Origin of the sequence: Exiguobacterium sp. MH3, from assembly GCF_000496635.1 — a bacterium.
GTDB lineage: Bacteria > Bacillota > Bacilli > Exiguobacteriales > Exiguobacteriaceae > Exiguobacterium_A > Exiguobacterium_A indicum.
In genome coordinates this window covers 480920-502995 of the sequence record NC_022794.1, presented here as the reverse complement: position 1 = coordinate 502995, position 22076 = coordinate 480920, and the positions used below count along the sequence as shown (strand labels likewise).

The window sequence follows — 22076 nt, the reverse complement described above, 5'->3', positions numbered from 1 at the left end:
TGATGAAGGAGGTACTAGACGATGAACATCAAGAAACCTACCATCATGATGATCGGATTACTTCTCCTTAGTCCACTTTCGATTCCTTCACAGGTCGATGCAGCGAGCTCTACGTTCGTGACGAAAGGAACGACGACACAAAAAGTCGTCGCATTGACGTTTGATGACGGTTCAGATGGGACGAACATTGCAAAAATCTTAAGTATCTTGAAAAGTAACCAAGTGAAAGCGACTTTCTTTTTGACAGGCAGTGGTGCAACCAACCATCCTCAATCGATCAAGAACATCACAACCGCTTCTCCGACACATCAAATCGGCAATCACTCATATTCGCATCCGGATTTTACGACACTAACAGCGAGCCAGATGACGAGTGAATTATCCCGAACAGAATCTCTCATCCGGTCCTTGACCGGAAAAACGACGAAACCAATTTTCCGAGCGCCGTTCGGTGCAAGTAATAGTAACGTGTTGAGTGCCGTTGGGGCGGCAGGTTACACGAAAACGATTCAATGGAATATTGATACGACGGATTGGAAAGGCATCTCTTCAACAGCCATCTTGGATCGTGTATTACCAAAAGTCGTTCCCGGATCGATTATTCTGATGCATACCGGTGCTGGTGCGAAAGGAACACCAACCGCTTTGCCAACGATGATTTCAAAACTCAAAGCCAAAGGCTATTCGTTCGTCACGATTTCAGAACTCCTCCGCTCACCAACTCCAACCGGTACGACGTATACCGTCAAAGCTGGCGATACACTCTATTCGATCGCCCGTAAATACAACGTCTCGGTCTCTGCCCTCGCGAGTGCGAATAACATCACGAATTGGAATCTGTTGAATGTCGGTCAAGTCTTGAAAATTCCAACAACGATGTATACGGTCAAAGCCGGTGATACACTTTACTCGATTGCGACACGATATGGTGTCACCGTCACAGCATTGATGCAGGCAAACAACATTACGAATCCGAACCTCTTGCTCATTGGACAAGTCTTAAAAATTCCAAACTGAATCTGCTGATCGCAACACACAAAAAAACGATCCCTCTCTATTCAAGAGAAGAATCGCTTTAGATCGTATGCATGAAATCGGCGCGATAGCGTCGGTTTTTTTGTCCTCTCGTTTGACCCCGCACCTCTTATGACTCTGATCGGACCCCGTTGATCCCAAGATCACACTGAATCAAATCCGCATACGTTTGTCGACGGACGACTTCACGGGATTCCCCGTCCCGAACGAAAACGAGTGCCGGACGTAAGAACTGGTTATAGTTGCTTGCCATCGAGAAGTTATACGCTCCTGTCCCAAAGACAGCAAGTGTATCGCCACCGTTCGGTGTGACCAACTGTGCTTTTTCAGCGACGAGATCCCCTGATTCACAAGCTGCTCCGACGACCGTCACTTCAGTCGTTTCACCACTCATCCGGTTTGCGATGACGGTTTCATACACGGCACCGTAAAGTGCTGGGCGAATGTTATCCGTCATTCCGCCATCGACCGAAAGATATGTTCGGACGCCTTCGATCGCTTTGATTGCCCCGACCGTATACAGTGTCGTTCCTGCATTCGCAACGACCCAGCGGCCTGGCTCGATCCCGATTCGTGGACGTTCGATGCCGAGTCGCTCCGTTTCCGTCTCGATCACATCCATGACGCGTGCGATCGTCGCTTCAAAATCAAGCGGCTGATCGTCCTGTGTATAGGCAATACCGAAGCCGCCACCAACATTGACTTCGCTGACTGTGAAACCATGATGCGCACGAATCGTTTCGACGAAGCCCATCATCGTCCGAGCTGTCTGTTCGAACAGTGACGGATCTTGGATTTGCGAACCGACATGACAATGGATGCCGAGTAACGACAGATGTTCCGATGCTAAAATTGCCTCGATTGCGTCCAAATAATCTGACGCATGTGTTGAGAAACCGAATTTCGTATCGACGCCACCTGTCTGGATTTTTGCATGCGCTCCCCCGATGACTTGTGGCACGATCCGGATCAGGACATGGACCGTTTGACCGGCTTGCGCTGCGATGGCTTCCAGTTGTGCAATTTCGGCAAAGTGATCGATGACGATCCGTCCGACACCTTGCTCAACGGCATACTGAAGATCAGCCGTTGATTTATTCGAACCATGGAAATAGATCCGTTCTGCCGGAACCCCGGATTGACGGGCGATGAAGAGTTCTCCCCCCGTAACGACATCGATTCCGAGACCATGACGCACGACTTGTTCGTACACCGCACTAACCGTCAGTGCTTTAGAAGCGAAGGAAGCATACGTGTTCGGATACTTATCAAGGAAGTGTTCCCGGACGGTCGCTAATCGATCCGTCAGCTCCCGCTCTGCCATCACGTACAATGGTGTTCCGTACTGTGCTGCAAGATCGGTCGCTGCGACACCATCGATGTGCAACGTGTTGTTTTCTTCTGTCAGGTATTGACTTCCATACATAATAAGTTCCTCCTTATAGATACTGATGCGTCAAACGCCACGACCGGGCGCACATCTGCTCTGAATTGTTCGCTGCTCCTGTCCGGGTGATATCGTCAATTTCAACGCCATCCCCGTATAGCACGACCTCGTCTCCAACCTCAACCGTTCCATCGACAGCGACGAATGTATGACTCATGAATAATTTATTGATGACCGGATAAGGTTTTTCTTTGATGTGAACAGGCAACGCGGCACGCCCACGGACGACACCGTCTCCATAGCCGACGGGTAAAATAGCAATCCGCATCGGTTCTGCACTCGTAAAGTTCGTCCCGTATCCCACATGCTCACCTGGTCCAATTTCGCGAATTTCAACGACCTCCGTTGTCATCCGTAGCGAAGGAACGAGCCAGTCCATCTTTTCAATCGGTGAATAGCCGAATAAGAAAATGCCCGGGCGGACATAGTTACAAAATGCGAGACGCGGATCGTGTTTGACGATCGTCGCACTGTTTTCCGAATGGATATACGTAAACGTATGGCGCTTTCGTAACACATCGGCAATGGCGACGAAACGTTCGACTTGTCCATCGTGATCCGCATCCGGTTCATCGGCAAGCGGAAAGTGTGTATATAAACCTGTTAAAGCGAGCGAATCTGCTTGCGCAAGCGCAAGGACAGCTTCCGCCTCTTGAAGCGAACTGACACCAAAACGATTCATCCCGACGTTGATCTTCAAATGTAACTCGATTCCCTGCAGCTGTTTACTGTTTAGGGCGAGCCATTCTAGCGATGAGACCCCGAGTGCGATTCCGAAACGTCGTGCTGTTTCAAAATCCTCCGTCGGATTCATCACCAGTACATAACTGTCTGGAAAATTCGTTTTGATTTCAATGGCTTCATACAACTCGGCGACAGCAAAGTGATGCACATCAGATGCCATCAGCGTCTCGACCATCTCGAGCATACCTAAGTTATACGCATTGTTCTTGACCACGGCAAAAATACGTTTACGTGACCGAGCGAAGACCGATGCGACGTTCTGTCGCACCGCCTTCCGATCGATCGTGACGAGTGTACGCGTCGTCATTCTGCGACAGCGGGTGTCACATACGTCAACCAATCCGCATATTGCGGCAATTGACCTGTGACGGCTTGACGGTAAAGATCGAGCAACTCATCTGCGACGTTCCGTGTTCCGCCGTTGATCGAGATATGATCGATTTCACCGACACTCGTGATTTCAGCAGCTGTTCCTGTTAAGAAGATCTCATCTGCGACATACAGCTCATCGCGTCCGATGTGACGTTCGACGACAGGATAGCCTTGATCTTGTGCTAAACGGATGATGACTTGGCGTGTGATACCGTCGAGTACTGAACAATCCAGTGACGGTGTATGAATCGTTCCGTTTTTAAGAAGGAAAAGATTCGCAACACTCGCTTCACTGACGTTTCCGTTCATGTCGAGCGCGATGGCTTCATCAAATCCATCACGGATCGCTTCACCTTTTAAGAGTTGTGAGTTCATATAGTTCGCAGCCGCTTTCGCTTGCATCGGCATCATCGTTGATGAGACGCGGCGGTATGATGCGACTTTGGCACGAATGCCAGCGCCTTTATCGAAGTATTCCCCAAGCTCCCAGCAAGAGATGCCGACATGAACCGTCGTATCTTTCGCCATCAATGCTTGCCATGGCGTACCGAGGAACACGAATGGACGGATATAACAAGATTCGAATCCGTTTTTCGCAACTAGATCAATCGTCGCCTGGACGAGTTCATCCACCGTATACGGAATCGTGACGTGGTAATACGCACAACTGCGGAAGAGACGCTCGATATGTTCCTTCAATTGGAAAATCGCCGGTCCGTCCGGTGTCGCGTATGCACGAATTCCTTCAAAGAATCCACTACCGTAGTGAATCGCATGTGACATGACGCTTGTGTTCGCATCTTTCGGATCATGAAAGACTCCATCTAACCAAATTGCTTCTCCATACTGTGTATCCACTGCCATGTGTTTTCCTCCTCTTCGACGTCAATCAGAGTGAACGTAAATCATCCACCAATTGCGTCTTCTCTTCTGTTTTCGCATCTTTCTGTTTGATGACACGTGCAGGTGTTCCGGCAACGACGCTTCCAGCAGGTACGTCTTCTGTGACGACACTACCAGCAGCGACGACGGCATCTTTGCCGACTTTGACGCCTTCAAGAATGACTGCATTTGCACCAATCAAGACACCGTCTTCAATGATGACAGGTGTTTTTGAAGGTGGTTCGAGGACACCCGCGACCACGGCACCTGCGCCGACATGAACGTTTTTTCCGATCATCCCACGTGCACCGACGACAGCGTTCATATCAATCATTGTACCATCTCCGATTGATGCACCGATATTGATGATCGCACCCATCATGACGACTGCGTTGTCACCGATGACGACATGATCACGAATCCATGAACCTGGTTCGATGCGCGCATTCAAGTGACGTGTATCAAGCATTGGTACCGCACTGTTGCGACGGTCATACTCCACGTGAACATCCGTGATGCGATCTGAATACTTTTCTAAGAAAGTAGCCGCAAGTCCTGCATCCGCGAAGAAAATCTTTGATTCATCTGATCCGAATGCTGTAGCGCCTTCGATCGACAAGCCCGCCAAATCGCCGTTGACGTAAAGTTTTACCGGTGTTTGTTTTTTAGCATCTTTAATGAATTTAGCAATTTCGTAAGCATCAGTGAGTAACATGTGAATCCTCCTGTGTGTAGAGCGTCTCTAATGTATAGAGTCCCGCTGTTTTTTGAATGAGTGCCTCAGCTGCTTTGATCGCACCAGAAGCAAATACTTTTTTCGATAGCGCTGTATGTTTGATTTCAATCAATTCGTCAACACCTGCGAATAAGACTTCGTGTTCTCCGAAGATCGTTCCACCGCGCATCGCGTGCATTCCGATCTCGTTCGTCTCCCGCTTTTGCCGCGTCTGTGACCGGTCATATACCGGTGTGACGTCACGTGCCGTCTGAATCGTTTGCAATAACAACTCAGCCGTTCCGCTTGGCGCATCAACTTTTTGGTTGTGATGTTTCTCGAGCAATTCGATGTCATACGCTCCTGCTAGTGGTACGAGTGTCTTCAGCAGTTGCTGCACCATCGCGATACCGTACGACATATTGTACGACTGGAAAATTGGAATTTCTTTCGCAGCGTCCTTGATCGATGCCAGTTCCGCCTCTGAAAAACCAGTCGTCGCGATGACGAGTGGTGTTTTTGTCGCTAGCCCGTATGCGAGCAGATCCGGTAGCAAACTCGGATGCGAGAAGTCGATGATCGCATCGACCGTTTCTGACATCTCTGTTAGCTCGGCATATGAAGCGATCGTATCGGATGACTTCGTCCGGTCAACGATCGCCACGACACTTTGTGGTGCGAGTTCGACGACGTATTGTCCTGTCGCCCCATAACCGTGTAACGCGAGTTTCATCGAACCACTCCTTTGTAAGCCCGCATCGTTTCGAGTAAGTGGGCATGTCCCGCTTCCGATTGACGGACGAGCGGCAAGCGCGGCGCACCGACAGCAAAGCCGAGTTCTTCAAGCGATGCTTTAACTGGAATCGGATTGACATCACTGAACAAGGCACCGATGACCGGTAATAGGTCTGCCTGAATCCGGCGTGCCGTGACGAGATCTTGCGCGAGTAACGCCTCAGCAAGTGCTTGTGTCTCTGCTGGGTACGGGTTAGAGAGAACTGAAATAACACCCTGTGCGCCCCATGCCATGTACGGCAGGATTTGATCATCATTTCCACAGAAGACCGCGAAGTCTTCCGGAATCGCCGCCATCAGTTCACCCATGAAGCTGACATCTCCACTCGCTTCCTTAAAGGCTTGGATTCGTGGATGACGTGCTAACGTCACTGCTGTTTCGACTGCGATCGCAACTCCTGTCCGCGACGGAACGTTGTACAGCATGATTGGTAATTCGGTTGCATCAGCGACCGCCGTGAAATGTGCGACGAGACCCGCTTGCGATGTTTTATTGTAGTACGGTGTGACGAGCATCGCTGCGTCCGCACCGAGGCGCTCTGCGAGTAACGTCTTCTCGATTGTTGCTGCCGTGTTGTTCGAACCCGTTCCGGCAATGACTGGTACTCGTCCTGCCGTGATTTGAACGGCAGTCGTCAGTAGTTGTTCGAATTCCGTGTTCGTCAGTGTCGATCCTTCTCCTGTCGTTCCTCCGACGACAAGCGCCTGAATTCCTGCTGCGAGTTGTTGCTCGATCAAGCGTTCGAATACGTGTAGATCCAACTCGCCTGCTTCATTAAATGGTGTGACGAGCGCTGTACCTGCTCCTTTGAACATGAAGAACTCCTCCTTTTTTATGAATGAATCGACTGTTCGATGGCTTGGCGTGCGACTTGTACGGCATTCGAGGCGGCACCTTTTCGAATGTTGTCGGCTACACACCAGAGATGGAACGTGTTCGCGAGACTATCATCTTGTCGAATTCGTCCGACATAGACATCGTCCGTCCCACTCGCGTCAAGTGGCATCGGATAACGCGTATTCGCGACATCATCGATGAGGACGACGCCCGGTGCGTTTTCAAGTGCTTCACGGATCGCTGCAACCGTCGTCGGTTGTGTAAACGTGACGTTGATTGCAACCGAGTGAGAATTCGTGACTGGAACCCGCACACATGTCGCACTGACAGGTAATGCTGGAAGATTGAAGATTTTCCGTGTTTCATCAATCATCTTCTGCTCTTCTTTCGTATAGCCGTTCTCAAGGAATACATCGATATGCGGCAAGATGTTATCGTGAATCGGATGCGGATAATTGACGGGCTCTTCTCCGCGTGCTCCACGTGCCAGATCCTCGATTCCTTTTTGACCAGAACCAGATACGGCCTGATACGTCGTATAGTTGATCCGTTCGAATCCCAGTGACTGGAGCGGTGCTAAAGCGACGACGGATTGAATCGTCGAACAGTTCGGATTTGCGATCAAGCGGTCCGTCGCTTGAATCGCTTGCGGATTGACTTCTGGCACGACGAGCGGAATCGTCTCCTGCATCCGGAAAGCACTTGAATTATCAACGACGAGTGTTCCGTTTTCAGCTAGTAACGGGGCATATTGCTCACTGATCGTTCCGCCTGCTGCGAACAACGCGACATCGATCCCGTCTTCTGTGATATTTGGCGTCAGCGCTTGGATCGTAATATCTTCTCCCTTGAACTGTACCGTGTTCCCTGCTGAACGAGCAGAAGCGTAAGCGGACAGGCGGCTGACCGGGAAGTCCAGTTCTGCTAGTACTTGTAACATTTTTTGACCGACGGCGCCGGTTGCTCCAATGACGGCTACATGATACATCCTGTTTTCCTCCTTATAACTCGAACGCGTTTGCAATCGCTGCAACCGTCCGTTCAATGTCTGCTTGTGCAATCGTGTACGAGATGCTGATTTCTGATGTCGTGACTTGATAGAACGGGATGTTCTCTGCTCGGAAGATTGCGAACAACTTCGAAGCGACACCTGTTGCATCCCGCATCCCGATTCCGACGACAGATAATTTTGCGTGTTGATTATGGCGATCGACCTTGACTGTCGTGAAGCGATCCATGATGTCTTTCAATGCTTCATCGAGGAACTCTTCCTCATCGAGTGGACATGAGAACGATAAGAAAATGTCACTGTCGAACGTCGTTTGACTGATCATGTCGATGTTGACGTGGCGATTGGATAACAGTTCGAAGATATCGGCTACTGCTGCATTCGTTTGCGGTACGTGTTTGATTGATACCGTCAAGACGTTCTTCGTCACACTGACACTCGTCACCGCTTTTTGTTCCATTGTTTCCGTCGCTTCCATGATCCATGTTCCCCTTTTCGATTCAAGTGTTTTCCCGACGAAGATGTGTACGCCGTATTTTTTTCCTAGTTCGACACTCCGCATTTCCATGACCTTCGACCCGAGGGCGCTCATCTCCATCATCTCATCATATGAGATGTGCGGAATCGGTTGAGCAGCAGCATGGATTCGTGGATCAGCCGTATAGACACCGTCGACATCCGTGTAGATTTCACACCGTTTATCAAGGACTGCCGCAAGGGCAACAGCCGTTGTATCCGATCCACCACGTCCGAGCGTCGTGACATCACCGAGTTCGTTGACACCTTGGAATCCAGCGACGATGACGACATCGTATGTTTCGAGTTTTTGTCGTAACAGATTTCCATCAATCTGTTTGATCTTACTTTTCGTATGCAATCCCATCGTACTGATTCCCGCTTGAGCGCCTGTTTGCGATAACGCTTTGACGCCGAGTGAGTTGAGGGCGATGCTGAGTAATGAAATCGTCTGTTCTTCTCCGATGGCAAGCAGACGATCGAGTTCTCGGCGCTCGGGGCGATCTGTGATGGCTTGCGCCTGAGCAATCAAAGAATCTGTCATCTTGCCCATCGCTGAAACGACGACGACAAGTTTTTCACCTTCGGCTGCGCGACTCTTCAAATAATTCGCAATAGACTGAATCTGTTCGACAGTCGCAACCGAGCTTCCACCAAATTTAAGTACAGTTGTCACAATCCTATCTCCTTTGTCCCGATACAGAAAAAAACGACGGGCCGGTAGGAGCGTTCCTACGGCCCGTCGTTATCACGATCGGACAAACGAAGACAAAGTCATTCGTTCTTTTACGTAAGATAGCGCTCCGAAACATCGGTTTCGGCAGTACAACGGATCTTAACCGTTGTACCAGCAAACAAGAAGAAGCATCTTCTCGTTCACTTCGGCGGACTTCCCCTTTCACATCATTCGGCATGCTTGCCTTCAAGAATGATGCTACTCATGTCATCCGCGCCTCTATCTGTCGGTTGTTAGTTACAGTTATAGCAGACATCTTTTGTTAAATCCAGTCATTTGACTGTTTTTTTTCAAAATTCGTCAATTCGCAAGATGCTGTTTCGCGAGTTCGAGTTGCTCCGACACGGCAGCAAACCCTGTCCCGCCGTAGCTAGTCCGGCGTGCTACTGCTTGAACCGGATCGAGGAGCGGATAGACGTCTTCCGTGATATCCGGATGGAACGTTTGATACGTCTCGAGGTTCAAATCCTTCAGGAAACAACCGTTCTGCACACAGTAAAGGACGGCTTTGCCGACGATTTCATGCGCTTCCCGGAACGGTATGCCTTTCGTTACAAGGTAGTCAGCGAGTTCCGTTGCATTCGAGAAGTCTTGCATTGTCGCCTTCTTGAGCGCTTCGGTCTTAAACGTCGCAGATTCAATCATTCCAGTGAAGATTTGAACGGATTGGAGAACGGTATCTGCTGTATCGAAGACCCCTTCCTTATCCTCTTGCATGTCTTTATTGTAAGCGAGTGGTAATGCCTTCATCGTCGTCAAGAAGCCCATCAGGTTACCGTAGACGCGCCCCGTTTTTCCACGAATCAACTCAGCGAAATCAGGATTTTTCTTTTGTGGCATCATGCTCGATCCTGTTGAGAAGGCATCGGATAACTCGATAAAGCTAAATTCTTGCGACGCCCAGATGATGATTTCTTCACAAAAGCGCGAGAGATGCATCATGACGGTCGAAGCGATCCCGAGGTATTCGATGACGAAATCACGGTCCGAGACAGCATCAAGACTGTTTGGATAGACCGACTCAAAACCGAGCAACTCAGCAGACCGGAAACGATTGATCGGGAATGTCGTCCCCGCGAGCGCACCTGCCCCGAGCGGTGATTTCCGAATTCGTTTTTGATTATCCGTCAACCGTTCGACATCACGTTCGAACATCCAGAAATAAGCGAGCAAGTGATGCGCAAGCGAGATCGGTTGTGCCCGTTGCAAATGCGTATACCCTGGCATGACCGTCTCGATATGTTGCTCCGCTTGTTCCGTGATGACCGACTGGAGCTCGCGTAATGCCGTCGTCAACGCTTCAACATGTTGTTCCATCCATAGATGTAAATCCGTTGCGACCTGGTCATTTCGGCTCCGTGCCGTATGCAGTTTTCCTGCAACCGGACCAATCTGTTCCGTCAATAGACGCTCGAGATTCATGTGAATGTCTTCATCTGCTAGCGTATACACATGATCCGCTAACGTCGTTTCCAGTTGCTTCAGTCCTTGCTCGATTTGTGTCCACTCGTCTTGAGCGAGGATCCCTTGTTCAAATAGCATCTGCGCGTGTGCGAGACTGCCTTTTAAATCGACGCTCGCTAATTTTTGATCGAACGTGATCGATGCTCCGAAGGCTTCCGCTTGAGCGGAAGCACTTTCCGTAAAACGTCCACCCCAGAGTTTGGTCATTTCGTGACACCCGCCTGACGATGTACGCTCGCATGCGTCGAAACGGCAAGTCCGTGTAATTTGATGAAGCCTTTTGCTGCTTCATGATCGAATGCGTCTTCTTTCGTGTACGTCGCAAGTTTCTCATCGTAGAGCGAGACAGCGGACTGACGACCTGTCACAGTTGCGTTTCCTTTGAACAGTTTAACGCGAACTTCTCCTGTGACGTCCTGTTGTGTCGCTGTCAAGAATGCTTTCAAGCCTTTCGTCAACGGTGCATGGAAGAGACCGTTGTAGATTGTTTCTGCATATTGTTTGCTGAGTAGTGGTTTGAAATGCGCGACGTCCTTCGTCAATGTAATCGTCTCGAGTGCAGCGTGCGCTTTGAGTAACACAGTTGCGCCTGGGCACTCATAGACTTCCCGCGATTTGATACCGACGAGACGGTTCTCGACGTGGTCGATCCGTCCGACCCCATGTGCACCAGCGATGATGTTCAGTTCCGTGATCAGTTTCGCCAGTGGATACGTCGTTCCGTTGATCGAGACCGGAACACCTGCTTCAAAGCCAATGATGACTTCTTCTGCCTGATCCGGAGCGTCTTCTGGCGCTACTGTCAACGCATAAGCGTCTTGCGGTGGCTCTGTCCAAGGGTTTTCTAGGACACCACATTCGTTACTCCGTCCCCAAAGGTTCATGTCGATTGAGTATGGGCTGTCGAGGTTGATCGGAATCGGCACATTGTTTTCTTTCGCATAGGCGATTTCTTCTTCCCGTGACCATTTCCATTCCCGGACCGGTGCGATGACTTCGAGTGATGGATCAAGTGCTGCGACTGAAACTTCGAACCGGACTTGGTCGTTCCCTTTTCCGGTACATCCGTGAGCGACTGCCGTCGCACCGTGCTGATGCGCGACTTCGACAAGCTTTTCTGCGATCAACGGACGCGAAAGCGCTGAAATCAACGGATAGGCATTTTCGTAATGCGCGCCATATTGAAGTGCCGGTAAAACGAAGTCTTGTGCGAATTCTTCTTTAACATCGAGGACGATCGATTCGATCGCACCGACGAGGAGTGCTTTTTCTTTAATGATGGATAAATCTTTTCCTTCTCCGACATCCATGCATAAGGCAATGACGTCATAGTCCTTGCTCAACCACTTGATGGCTACCGATGTATCAAGTCCCCCAGAGTACGCTAAGATCAATTTTTGTTTCGACATGTATAATTCCCTCCTGGTTTTAAATTCATCTGTCTGTATAAAAATTCATTATGAATTATATATATACATAGAAAACAAAAAAAAGAAACCCTTTTTGCAGGATTTCTTTCAAAATAACTTACATTTTTTTCTCCATCGTCCGGTGTGGGATGCCCGCATCATCGAATTCATCGGAGACGATCGTATAACCGAGTCCTTGATAAAACGGGATCGCTTGGACTTGTGCGCCGAGTGTTAGCAATTGCTTCCCTTCGCGACGTGCGACTCGTTCCATCGCCTGCATCAACTCGCCACCGTATCCTTTTCCTCGCGCTGTCGCTAGCGTCGCGACACGCTCTACCTTCATCCGTTGGTCGTCATATGGACGGGTACGCCCCGTTGCGACCGGTCGACTCTGCTCATCGAGGACAAGCAGATGAATTGCTGTTTCATCATGTGTATCATATTCAAGATGGCGTGGTACGCCTTGTTCCTCGACGAAGACACGCTCCCGGATCATCCGGACGGCTTGATGTTGTTCTGCTGTACGTACTTGAATGACTGTCATGACTGATATTCCTCCCGTAATCGATCGACATATGCCATCGCATCATCCCGATTCGTAAATTGTGCCTGTGCCTGAACCGCATTTCCTCCGCCTCGCCCATTAAATGTTTTGACATGTGCTTTAGCGAACTTCCCGAGATGGGGTTCACCTGGACTACTCATCAGTAACTTGTTCGTCGTCGCATTCCAGACGACGCCGACGCGTCCCGCTTCTTGAATCGCTTTAGCAAGTTGCTCGGATATTTTGATTTCTTCATCCAGATGTTCGAACACAAGAATGCCTTCTTGTTGTTCTAAAGCATGAGCGAGTGTGAACGTCGCAAGTTGTTCCTGGGCGTGTTCGACCTGTTTCGTTAAGCGTTTCTGCTCTTCTTGTAACGCTTGGACGGCTTCTAGCATTTGAACCGGTTTGACTGATAAAGCTTGCGCTGCTTCCCGTAAAGCTCGTCGTTCTGCCTGTAGGAGTTGATATGCCCGTTCCTTTGCGACATAAGAAAGACGAATATTTCCACGAATTCGTTCGACTCCAGTAAAGAGAATCGACTCGAGCTGTGCCGTCGAATCGAGATGCGTTCCACCACAGGCACTATAATCGAGTGTACCGATTTGAACGACGCGAATTCGTCCTTCGACTTGTGGTGTTTTTCGTAATGGTAAACGTAGCGCTTCCGCCTCGTCATACTCGGTCGCTGTGATCGGTAATCCTTGTTCAATCACCTGGCGTAATCGTCGATCCAGCTGTTCTTGTTGCAGAGTTGTCCATTCAGGTGTCTCGATATCAAGCGTCGAGACCTCACTTCCCGTCCGAAAACTAAGTGTCTTGATATTTGATTCATCTTGTAGGATTGCAGAGATGACATGTTGTGCCGTATGCTGCGCCGCATGATCGATCCGGACTGCGTCATCTACGATCCCGGTGACGTCACCTGTGAGCGGCGTCGCCAGTTGGTGCCAGACGACACCGTCTTCGATTTGGACGTCAAGGACCGGTTGGTCGTTCAATGTTCCACGGTCCGCCGGCTGTCCACCGCTCTCCGGATAGAAGTAACTTTTCTCTAAAGCAACCCAATAGCTGTCTACTTGTTTTGTTGCGCGAATGGATGTCTGAAAGGTTCGGACATCGGATTCTATTTGTTCGGGGCGCATGCCTCGACCACCTTTCTCTGTCAGTTTCACTCTGTATTATGCCATATTTCATCCAGAATCGTTTGTCGGCTTGCCTTTTTCCTAGTACACTAGACGAAAGACTACCGATCGCGAAGGGACGAAATGCCGTGATTCAGCATATCAATAAAAATTCACCACTCCCCATCTACTATCAAATCGAAGCTGCCTTAAAACAACAAATCGAAAGCGGTGTTCTTCAACCTGGCGATCTAATTCCGTCCGAGCGCGAATTTGCGGAAGCGCATCAAATTAGCCGAATGACGGTCCGGCAAGCCATTTCAAACTTGGTCAACGCCGGTTACTTGATTCGTCAAAAAGGACGAGGAACATTCGTCGCGAATAAAAAAATCGTCATGCAACTGTCTGGCTTGACGAGTTTCTCGGAAGAGATGGAACATCTTGGACTAGAACCGACGAGTGCGCTTCTCTCCTATCAAATCATCGACGCGTCGATGACGATCGCAAACAAGCTCCGGATTCGCGAAGGGGCATCCGTGTATGAATTGAAACGTTTACGAATCGCAGATGAGCAAGCGCTTGCCCTTGAGACCGTCTATATCCCGGAACAGCTCTTACCTGGACTCGATCAAGACGTCGCGACCGCATCGCTCTATGCATTTGCAGAAGCGAGCGGATTAAATCTTGGACGTGCGAGTCAAACGTTCGAATCACGTCTTGCAACAAAGGAAGAGGCGGGTCATCTTGGTCTATCGACCGCTTCGCCTGTCTTATCCGTCGAGCAACTGACGTATCTCGCGACGGAGCAACCGTTTGAATACGTCATCTCCGCTTACCGCGGCGACCGCTATACCTTCACCGTCGAAATGGAACGCCAACGCTAAAAATCCCCTTGTATCGTCGTACAGTGACGATACAAGGGGATTTTCCAACGCTTATTGTTGAGTTTCTGTATTGGGAATTGACTCTTCTGTCGTACTTTGTGCCGGGTCTGTCTCTTCCTTGATCGGTTCGACTTCTTGACCTTGCATCGCTTTCGCTAAATTACTTTTCACTTGCTCCAATTGATTCGGATCGAGATGGTATTCCCATTTCCCGCTAATACCGATGTAGCCTTCTCCAGCGAGTTGGTACTCCGTCGTATTACGTAGCGCTGCTGTGAAATCTGCTAAGCGTGTATAATCGTTCGGACCTAAGTTCGTTTCGACGTTATCACCGACAGCATCCAAAATATCACGGTATGCACTGAGGGAACGGAAACTTGCCGCTTCTTTGGCGACCGCCTGAATGACTTGCATCTGTTTTTGACCGCGTCCGATATCACCGAGCGGATCATCATGACGGTTCCGGACGTAAGCAAGTGCTTGCTCTCCTGTTAAATGTTGCATCCCTTTATCAACAGTGACAGTACCGGCTTTACGTTTTGAATCTTGCTCTTTGAACGCATATCGTACATCGATGTCTACGCCGTCCAATGCATCGATCAATTGAACAAATCCTTGGAAATTAACTTTAACAACGTGATCGATTTGAATACCGAGTAGGTTTTCTGTCGTTTCACGTGCTAATTTAATCCCATTATAGGAATTCGATTGATCCATCGAACCGAAGTAATGGGCATGGGTGATTTTATCTTGCTCAACACCTGTCTTACCATAAGGTACATCGTATTTCGAATAATCGATGTTCACGAGTGAATCACGTGGAATACTCGTCAACACTAATTGTTCCGTTTTTTTATTTAAGATTCCGACGATCATGACATCTGATCGCGCCGGTTCATTTCGTTCTTTACTTTTTTTCGTTTCATCCGTTCCAAGAATCAAGAACGATTCAGACGGAACATCATCATATTTAGAGCTCACCTTTGAGCCAGGAATCTTAATCTGCGTCTTTGCCAATGTTTCTTGCGTTTTAATAAAAACAGCTCCAGCATATCCAGAACCGATGATTGTGACAAGCAGGACGAGTGCAGCGATGACCTTTAAGAACATCTTGCCAGCACTTGGTTGTCTCTTTCGTGCGGATCGCGTTTCCATCATGTAAACCCTCATTTTCATGTAAATTTTCCGTAAAGTTCGCTAATCTCCATTATCCGTACATTTAATGAAATGTCAATTTACGTTTCGATTAAAGAAATCGTATGGAATCGTTGCACTGAAAAAATCATGGACCCTTAGTGCGCTGTATCATGAGATTGAATGATCTTGGTATATGTCCTGTTGATGCCTTTCTATCAAAATAAAAAATCGCTTGAGACTAGGCTCAACAGAATCAAAAAAAGGAATAGAGTCAATCCAATGATTGTCTCTATCCCTTTTGATTCATCGCTCTTCCATCGTCATACTTTCATGAAATTCAGATAAGCCGCTCGTCCTGTACGTTTAGCGTCATCTGACAATAAAGATGCAGCTTCTTCGTCCAAAATCACCATGACATCAGCATGACGCTTGAGTACAGTCGCTGGACAATCCGTTGTTGCGACACCTTCCATCATGTCGCGAACCGCTTCTGCCTTTCGTTCACTAGAAGCAACGAGAAGGATTTTCTTCGCTTCCATGATCGTACCGATTCCCATCGTGATCGCCTTCGTCGGTACTTCTTCTAATCGATCAAAGAATCGTTGGTTCGCTTCTCGTGTCGACTCTGTCAATTCCGTTACGTGTGTCTTAGCATCGAACGGTGTACCTGGTTCATTGAAGGCGATGTGTCCATTCGCTCCGATTCCAAGTAATTGAATGTCGATTCCTCGATTGCGGACGAGCGCTTCATATCGTTCACTTTCGCGCACGGGATCTTCTGTGTCCCCGATTGGAACGAATGATTCCTTAAACGCGACATCTTTGAATAGATGCTCTTGCATGAACTTATGATAACTTTGTGGATGCTCTGGGCTGAGACCGACATATTCGTCTAGATTAACCGTCGTCACATGTCGACAATCGAGCGAATCCTTCCGCCATTCTTCATAGACGCCGACCGGTGAACTTCCCGTTGCCAGTCCTACCGTCAAACCTTCCGGGTGACGCTCAATTTCCTGTTTCAAAAATTGATAGGCCACCTGTGCTAATTCTTCTCCTTTTTCTACGATCATCCATTTCATGAGGTAGACTCCTTTCCGTTCGTGATCCGGTGTCGCGTACCACGATGAATCGTTTCTTGAATGTGTAGCGCTTCGTCGAGCAGGACGATGTCCGCATCCTTGCCGACCGAGAGGCTTCCCTTTTGAGTCAATTGAAGTTCTTTTGCCGCATTGACCGATGTCATGCGGACCGCTTCTTCGAGCGAACAGCCTGTATAGGCGATGATATTCCGTAAGGCGGCGTCCATCGTTAAGACACTTCCAGCTAAGCTACCGTTTTCAAGACGTGCCGCACCGTCTCGAACGAATACAGCCTGACCACCTAACTCATATTCACCATCAGCTAATCCTTTTGCACGCATCGCATCCGTGATGACGATCAGTCGATCTGCGCCTTTCATTCGGTAGGCGAAGTCGACCATTTCTGGCGCACTGTGAATCCCATCCGGAATGATCTCCGCATAGACGTCTGGTGTCAGGAGGCAATATCCGACCGTGCCTGGTTCCCGGTGATGAAGTGCCCGCATTTGATTGTAGAGGTGGGTACCATGCGTGACGTGACCGGCTTGGTTTTGGGCATACGTCGCGTCTGTATGTCCGGCTGACGGAATCGCACCCGTCAAGCGCACCGCTTCTTCGAACGCCCGTGCTCCCGGGCGTTCCGGAGCGTATGTGACGAGCTTGATCGTGTTCCCTGCTGCTTTTTGCCATTTCAAGAACTGCTCGACATCCGGTTCGACGATATGTTCGTGAGGCTGTGCACCCGCATAATCCGGATTGATGAATGGTCCTTCAAGATGAACGCCGACGATCGTTGTATCGTCTTGCGCTACGACTTCTCGGACCGTCTCAAGCGCGCGTGTGATATTTCCCCAGTCCTGAGTAATCGTCGTCGCTAAAAATGATGTCACACCTTCTTGTAACATCTGTCGGCTGAAATGACGCAACCTCTCGACATCTCCATCCATGACATCGACATCATATCCCCCATGAATATGCACATCGATCATTCCCGGAATGAGTGATTGATGCTGCGCATCGATCATCTCTTCTCCTGCGATTTCCTCGAATTTCGACATGGGTCCAATCGCCTCGATTGTTCGGTCAAAACGAATGAAGCCGTCTTCAATCGTCTGCTCTCCCGTGTAAATCCGAGCATTGATGATCACTGTCATCTGGCATCTTCCTTTCTCTATCCGTTCCATGACTTGCTTCCGTATCTAGTATAACGCGATTAATTCTAGTTGTATAGACCTTTGTACATTTAAACAAAATTATAAAAGGACGATCCCGCATATCCGTAGATATAGGGTCGCCCTTTGTATACCCGTCGATTGCCGACTTCATGCGTCAGTCGATCATGGTAATAAAATCCGGTCTTTCTTTCGAGAAATCAGACGCGTTGCTTTTAAGATTGCCATCGGTAACGATTGACGCTTTCGGTAAGCCAGATATCGTCCTTCCCATTTTGGATCATACTTTTCTTTGTATCGTCGTAGACCGGTGAAGCTATACATGTAGCGAATATTATTGAAGACATCCGCTGCCACACGTTCTTGCCAGAAGGACGTCTCGTCTTCTCCGACAGACGAAAGCGGAGCCATTCCCATGTTGAACGTGTGGTAGCCTTCATCTTTCGCATACTCGAATAGTCGGATGAACATCGCATCCATGATTCCATTCGGTCCATCTGGTCGAAAACGCATCAAGTCAATCGATAGGACCCCTTCTTGGTAAGCAGGCATGAATGTCATGAACCCGATCAATCGTCCTTCCGCTTCACGCATGATGCCGATCGGTGCCCGGTTTAAATAAGGTTCGTGGAAGTAACCGAGCGAAAAGCCTTTCTCGGACTTACCGCCTAACCATTCGTCGGAGACCTCTTGTAGTTCTGCTAATAGAGTTCCTGAAATAGGTGGCTCGACTACTTCGAACGTCATGCCCTCTCGTTCAAAGCGATTTTTAATCGACCGAAGTCCAGCTCGTTTTTTTCCTGATACAGTGAAAGATGGAATATCAACGATCGCTTCTTCACCAAGTTTGAAGAAGTTGAAGCCAAAATCATGATAGAGAGACATATTTTGCGCTTGAATTTGATAGATGTTCGGAATATATCCAAGATCTTCGACGCGACGTAAGAAAGACGCGATGACTTGTGAATGTTCCTTCGGATCTCCACTGGGGTCGCCAAGGACCATGATCCGATTACCAGTCTGACTGAACTGGATGAATGAACGTCCTGTTTCGGAGAAGAAGAAACGTTTATCACCTAGAAACGCGAGATGGCTCAAATAATTCCCACCCTGCTCACGCAATACCGATTCGATCTTTTCAGCATCGAATCGCTCACCGAGAACCGGTTGATTGAATGTGTTGAATAAGCGGATGAAGACGAGAACATACACGAGCGCAAAGATAGAGGCACTCGCTGCAAACATGAAAATTTCGTGTGCCGGATACACTTTTGTTCCATCTGCTGATCCGAGTGTATAGAAGGCGTATCCAAAAAAGACGAATCCTCCAATGTACAATAGACCAGCGAAGGCAACCCGGATGAAGCGTGTCGTCGTAATGAGCGTTCGTTCTCGGTGAAATGCTTTTCGCGACATCAGTAGCAAGACGAGAACGAGGATGACGGCAAGGAAAGAAATCAAGTTAAAACCACGAAGTGCCATTCCAATCAATGCGAAAAAAGATGCCCCGTACATCATATATAACGACCGTTTTGTTCGACGATACAGTGCTGTCGATAAGAGGACGAACAATAAGCCGCCCATCAAGAAGAAACTATTCGCGAGTAATAGCGCTTCATGCGGTAATTTCGATTCCAAATATTCATATTGCGTCGAGACAGGTGGTAAAATCGCCAATCCCCAGATCGTGATCCCGGCAACGAGTGTGATCAATGCGAGTGTGAAATGACGAATTTTACTGAGGAATCGCAGTTGTAAGCGCCAAATGACGCCCCCGACCTCCATCGATGGACCAACGATCGGTTTGTCTTCGATCATCTTGACGACCGGACCGCTGAACTCCCGAGCTGAGAAAATGACACCGATCAGGAACGGAATCAAGTAGTAGACAAGACGGTAGATCAATAATCCTGTCAAGACGATGCCTTCCTCGACACCCGCACGCTGCATGCCGATCAAAAACACTAAGTCAAACGAACCAAACCCACCCGGTACCATCGAGATCAAACCGGCTGTCGCAGCGATGATGAAAACACCGATGACTTTTGAGAAACTGACATCCGTTCCGAGCGCTGCCAAAATCAGATAGACGACAACGCCAGCACTGAACCATTCTGCGAGTGAGACGAGTGAATATAACGCAATCGATTTCGGATGGATGCTACTATTGCCTCGTCGAAACGAGAACAGCAGATAGAGTGGAAAGAAGAATGCGACACCAATGATGACGGGCCACAGCCATTTTTTTAAATCGAGCACTTCAAACGCCGGAAAAACGTGCAGAAGCGATAAGGCAGATAAGATGGACAATCCACTGATCAACGTCGGTGCCATCCAGCCGATCGCCTTCAACAAACGACCACCTTCAACGAATGGTCGATAAAGAGCGGAGCGGATCGCCATCCCAGCGAGACCGCCGAATCCGATGATGCCGTTAAAGGAGTTCGCAATCCAGGATGCTCGGAAGATTAGTCCGATCGGTGCTTTCGCCTCCAATGAACGTAATAAGAAGAAGTCATAAAAGAACATCGTCGAGACTGCCGCAAGACCTGCGAGAATCAACAGGATGAATTGCCAAGATGGGACTTGACGAATCGCTTGAATCGATTCCTGTAGCGACAAACTACGCAATTCGTTTTGTCCTTGATAAAAAATGAATCCAATCAAGACGATCGGCAAGATGATCTTCGCAATCGTCATGATGCGTTGTTTTGAGAATTTCAAGCTGCCAGCCTCCTTGATTTACGGATTAAATGCATAAGACGAACAAGTAGTAGCGTTGCTCCGACCGCAAGACCGATGATCAATCCCCACCAGTAACCATCTGGCCCGAGCGTCGTATAGCGTTCGAGATAAAAACCTAATGGTAGTCCAATGACCCAGTAGGCAGCAATCGTCAACAAGAAGGTGACGTTGACATCCTTGAATCCACGTAATGCACCTTGCGTCGGTGCAGCAACGGCATCCGACAGTTGAAAGAAAATCGCTAAAATCATGAAGTGTGCGGCTGCTTCGATGACTTGAGGATCACGACTATATAAAGCGGCAAGTTCTTCATTCTTTAAGTACAACAAGATCCCGGAGAACAAGGAGACGGCAACACACATCGTCAATCCAATGACGACGTACTGGACAGCGTCCTTGATTCGTTTGGCACCGACCTCAAAACCGACTGTGATCGTCAAAGCGGACGCAGCAGATAATGGGATCATATAGACGAACGAAGCGAAGTTGATGGCCGCTTGATAGGCACCGATGATGACATCGCCGTACGCTCCGAGCAGCAACGTGACCGCCGAGAAAATACTGACTTCAGAAAAAATCGCTAGACCAATCGGAGCACCGAGTAGAATCAATTCCTTGATTCGCTTCATATCTGGACGGTAAAAGCGCCGCAGAATCCCAAGGCGTTGAAATAATTCTCCTTTGAAGACGACAGCGATGATCGCTAGACAGAGAATCCAGTACGTGATGGCAGTCGCAACTCCCGCGCCCACTCCACCAAGTTCCGGAAAACCGAAGTTTCCGAAGATGAATAGATAATTGAAAAGGACGTTAATGGGTAAAGAGATTAGTAGTAAGACCATCGTGATATTTGATTTACCTAATGAATCGACGAGTGTTCGTAAAACGAAGAAAACGAACATCGGTACGATCCCGAGTGCTAACATCACGAGATAATTTCGCGCGACTTCACGCGCCTCTGCTGATAACTCCATCCGTTCGAGAATCGGATTGACAGCAATAAGTCCGATGACTACGGTCAAACCAATGATCACAACAGCAACGTACAACGCCTGCATGACGATCCGTTTGACTTCCCGCTCGCGTTTCGCTCCCATCGCTTGGGAAACGAGCGGTGCGACGGCAAGTAGAATACCGGTCAGTCCTGTGTAGACGGGTGCCCAGAGACTTGCTCCGACCCCGACGCCTGCTAAATCAGCAGAACCATATCGACCGGCCATGACCGTATCGAAAAAACTAATTAAGTAAAACGCGACTTGCGTTACGAGGATGGGAAAGAAAATTTTCATGAATTGCTTCATCTTTCCTGAGAACGTAACTGTTTCTAACATGTTTCCACCACATTTCAGGAGGAGTCCTCCTTAATTTTAAAACCTAGCACTCTTGAACTCTTACGAAAATAATCCGAGGAGGGATTCATCTC

The 22076-nt window shown here is 48.7% G+C and carries 19 protein-coding genes and 1 riboswitch; of the genes, 2 read left to right on the top strand and 17 right to left on the bottom strand.

Annotated features, from left to right (window positions below; all coding sequences use genetic code 11):
* Positions 1–21 precede the first annotated feature (21 nt).
* Positions 22–1017 carry a LysM peptidoglycan-binding domain-containing protein gene (locus U719_RS02535; RefSeq protein WP_023467127.1) on the top strand — a complete coding sequence of 332 codons (996 nt, stop codon included), beginning with the start codon at positions 22–24 and terminating at the stop codon, positions 1015–1017.
* A 127-nt stretch (positions 1018–1144) separates the two neighbouring features.
* Here U719_RS02535 and lysA read toward each other — a convergent pair whose 3' ends face one another.
* The 12 genes from lysA to U719_RS02475 form a co-directional block, all read right to left on the bottom strand.
* The gene (gene lysA, locus U719_RS02530; protein ID WP_023467126.1) at positions 1145–2461 is read right to left on the bottom strand and encodes a diaminopimelate decarboxylase; all 1317 of its coding nucleotides are present in this window, start codon (positions 2459–2461) and stop codon (positions 1145–1147) included.
* 13 nt (positions 2462–2474) lie between these two features.
* Positions 2475–3533 carry an alanine racemase gene (gene alr, locus U719_RS02525; RefSeq protein ID WP_023467125.1) on the bottom strand — a complete coding sequence of 353 codons (1059 nt, stop codon included), beginning with the start codon at positions 3531–3533 and terminating at the stop codon, positions 2475–2477.
* On the bottom strand, positions 3530–4462 hold the full coding sequence (locus U719_RS02520; RefSeq protein ID WP_023467124.1) for a branched-chain amino acid transaminase: 933 nt from the start codon (positions 4460–4462) through the stop codon (positions 3530–3532). The genes alr and U719_RS02520 overlap by 4 nt, the downstream gene beginning before the upstream one ends.
* A 25-nt stretch (positions 4463–4487) precedes the next feature.
* Complete coding sequence (dapD, locus tag U719_RS02515; RefSeq protein WP_023467123.1) at positions 4488–5195, bottom strand: 2,3,4,5-tetrahydropyridine-2,6-dicarboxylate N-acetyltransferase; 708 nt, start codon at positions 5193–5195, stop codon at positions 4488–4490.
* Positions 5182–5928, bottom strand: a complete 747-nt coding sequence (gene dapB / locus U719_RS02510; protein ID WP_023467121.1) for a 4-hydroxy-tetrahydrodipicolinate reductase — start codon at positions 5926–5928, stop codon at positions 5182–5184. Before dapB ends, dapD begins: the two co-directional genes overlap by 14 nt.
* Positions 5925–6806, bottom strand: a complete 882-nt coding sequence (gene dapA, locus U719_RS02505; RefSeq protein ID WP_023467119.1) for a 4-hydroxy-tetrahydrodipicolinate synthase — start codon at positions 6804–6806, stop codon at positions 5925–5927. Before dapA ends, dapB begins: the two co-directional genes overlap by 4 nt.
* A 17-nt stretch (positions 6807–6823) precedes the next feature.
* Complete coding sequence (locus U719_RS02500; protein WP_023467117.1) at positions 6824–7816, bottom strand: aspartate-semialdehyde dehydrogenase; 993 nt, start codon at positions 7814–7816, stop codon at positions 6824–6826.
* A gap of 13 nt (positions 7817–7829) precedes the next feature.
* Positions 7830–9029, bottom strand: coding sequence for an aspartate kinase (locus U719_RS02495; protein WP_023467116.1), 1200 nt, complete (start codon positions 9027–9029; stop codon positions 7830–7832).
* Positions 9030–9141: 112 nt separating this feature from the next.
* Positions 9142–9319: riboswitch (Lysine riboswitch) on the bottom strand.
* A 70-nt stretch (positions 9320–9389) separates the two neighbouring features.
* Positions 9390–10760, bottom strand: coding sequence for an argininosuccinate lyase (gene argH / locus U719_RS02490; protein WP_023467114.1), 1371 nt, complete (start codon positions 10758–10760; stop codon positions 9390–9392).
* The gene (locus U719_RS02485; protein ID WP_023467113.1) at positions 10757–11962 is read right to left on the bottom strand and encodes an argininosuccinate synthase; all 1206 of its coding nucleotides are present in this window, start codon (positions 11960–11962) and stop codon (positions 10757–10759) included. Before U719_RS02485 ends, argH begins: the two co-directional genes overlap by 4 nt.
* A 118-nt stretch (positions 11963–12080) precedes the next feature.
* Entirely contained in the window at positions 12081–12509 is a 429-nt protein-coding gene (locus U719_RS02480; RefSeq protein ID WP_023467111.1) for a GNAT family N-acetyltransferase, read from the bottom strand.
* Positions 12506–13654 (bottom strand): DHHA1 domain-containing protein, encoded by a 1149-nt coding sequence (locus tag U719_RS02475; RefSeq protein WP_023467109.1) that lies wholly within the window; start codon positions 13652–13654, stop codon positions 12506–12508. Before U719_RS02475 ends, U719_RS02480 begins: the two co-directional genes overlap by 4 nt.
* 128 nt (positions 13655–13782) lie before the next feature.
* Between U719_RS02475 and phnF the strand changes: the two genes are divergently transcribed.
* On the top strand, positions 13783–14517 hold the full coding sequence (gene phnF / locus U719_RS02470) for a phosphonate metabolism transcriptional regulator PhnF (RefSeq protein ID WP_023467107.1): 735 nt from the start codon (positions 13783–13785) through the stop codon (positions 14515–14517).
* Between the two features lie 51 nt (positions 14518–14568).
* Here the strand turns inward: phnF and U719_RS02465 are convergent, their stop codons facing one another.
* The 5 genes from U719_RS02465 to U719_RS02445 form a co-directional block, all read right to left on the bottom strand.
* Complete coding sequence (locus U719_RS02465; RefSeq protein ID WP_235147617.1) at positions 14569–15675, bottom strand: LCP family protein; 1107 nt, start codon at positions 15673–15675, stop codon at positions 14569–14571.
* Between the two features lie 299 nt (positions 15676–15974).
* Positions 15975–16736: a glucosamine-6-phosphate deaminase gene (gene nagB / locus U719_RS02460; RefSeq protein ID WP_023467104.1), complete on the bottom strand. Its 762-nt coding sequence runs from the start codon at positions 16734–16736 to the stop codon at positions 15975–15977.
* On the bottom strand, positions 16733–17890 hold the full coding sequence (nagA, locus tag U719_RS02455) for an N-acetylglucosamine-6-phosphate deacetylase (RefSeq protein ID WP_023467103.1): 1158 nt from the start codon (positions 17888–17890) through the stop codon (positions 16733–16735). Before nagA ends, nagB begins: the two co-directional genes overlap by 4 nt.
* Positions 17891–18073: 183 nt before the next feature.
* Positions 18074–20632 carry a bifunctional lysylphosphatidylglycerol flippase/synthetase MprF gene (gene mprF, locus U719_RS02450; RefSeq protein WP_023467102.1) on the bottom strand — a complete coding sequence of 853 codons (2559 nt, stop codon included), beginning with the start codon at positions 20630–20632 and terminating at the stop codon, positions 18074–18076.
* Positions 20629–21984, bottom strand: a complete 1356-nt coding sequence (locus tag U719_RS02445; protein ID WP_023467101.1) for an MATE family efflux transporter — start codon at positions 21982–21984, stop codon at positions 20629–20631. Before U719_RS02445 ends, mprF begins: the two co-directional genes overlap by 4 nt.
* Positions 21985–22076 lie beyond the last annotated feature (92 nt).

Excerpts from the sequence above, each read along its gene's own strand:
- U719_RS02480 (WP_023467111.1), bottom strand. The coding sequence starts at position 12,509 with ATGACAGTCATTCAAGTACGTACAGCAGAACAACATCAAGCCGTCCGG.
- U719_RS02445 (WP_023467101.1), bottom strand. The coding sequence starts at position 21,984 with ATGTTAGAAACAGTTACGTTCTCAGGAAAGATGAAGCAATTCATGAAA.
- U719_RS02475 (WP_023467109.1), bottom strand. The coding sequence starts at position 13,654 with ATGCGCCCCGAACAAATAGAATCCGATGTCCGAACCTTTCAGACATCC.
- dapB (WP_023467121.1), bottom strand. The coding sequence starts at position 5,928 with ATGAAACTCGCGTTACACGGTTATGGGGCGACAGGACAATACGTCGTC.
- dapA (WP_023467119.1), bottom strand. The coding sequence starts at position 6,806 with ATGTTCAAAGGAGCAGGTACAGCGCTCGTCACACCATTTAATGAAGCA.
- U719_RS02465 (WP_235147617.1), bottom strand. The coding sequence starts at position 15,675 with ATGATGGAAACGCGATCCGCACGAAAGAGACAACCAAGTGCTGGCAAG.
- dapD (WP_023467123.1), bottom strand. The coding sequence starts at position 5,195 with ATGTTACTCACTGATGCTTACGAAATTGCTAAATTCATTAAAGATGCT.
- lysA (WP_023467126.1), bottom strand. The coding sequence starts at position 2,461 with ATGTATGGAAGTCAATACCTGACAGAAGAAAACAACACGTTGCACATC.
- alr (WP_023467125.1), bottom strand. The coding sequence starts at position 3,533 with ATGACGACGCGTACACTCGTCACGATCGATCGGAAGGCGGTGCGACAG.
- argH (WP_023467114.1), bottom strand. The coding sequence starts at position 10,760 with ATGACCAAACTCTGGGGTGGACGTTTTACGGAAAGTGCTTCCGCTCAA.
- U719_RS02500 (WP_023467117.1), bottom strand. The coding sequence starts at position 7,816 with ATGTATCATGTAGCCGTCATTGGAGCAACCGGCGCCGTCGGTCAAAAA.
- U719_RS02535 (WP_023467127.1), top strand. The coding sequence starts at position 22 with ATGAACATCAAGAAACCTACCATCATGATGATCGGATTACTTCTCCTT.
- U719_RS02485 (WP_023467113.1), bottom strand. The coding sequence starts at position 11,962 with ATGTCGAAACAAAAATTGATCTTAGCGTACTCTGGGGGACTTGATACA.
- U719_RS02520 (WP_023467124.1), bottom strand. The coding sequence starts at position 4,462 with ATGGCAGTGGATACACAGTATGGAGAAGCAATTTGGTTAGATGGAGTC.
- nagA (WP_023467103.1), bottom strand. The coding sequence starts at position 17,890 with ATGACAGTGATCATCAATGCTCGGATTTACACGGGAGAGCAGACGATT.
- nagB (WP_023467104.1), bottom strand. The coding sequence starts at position 16,736 with ATGAAATGGATGATCGTAGAAAAAGGAGAAGAATTAGCACAGGTGGCC.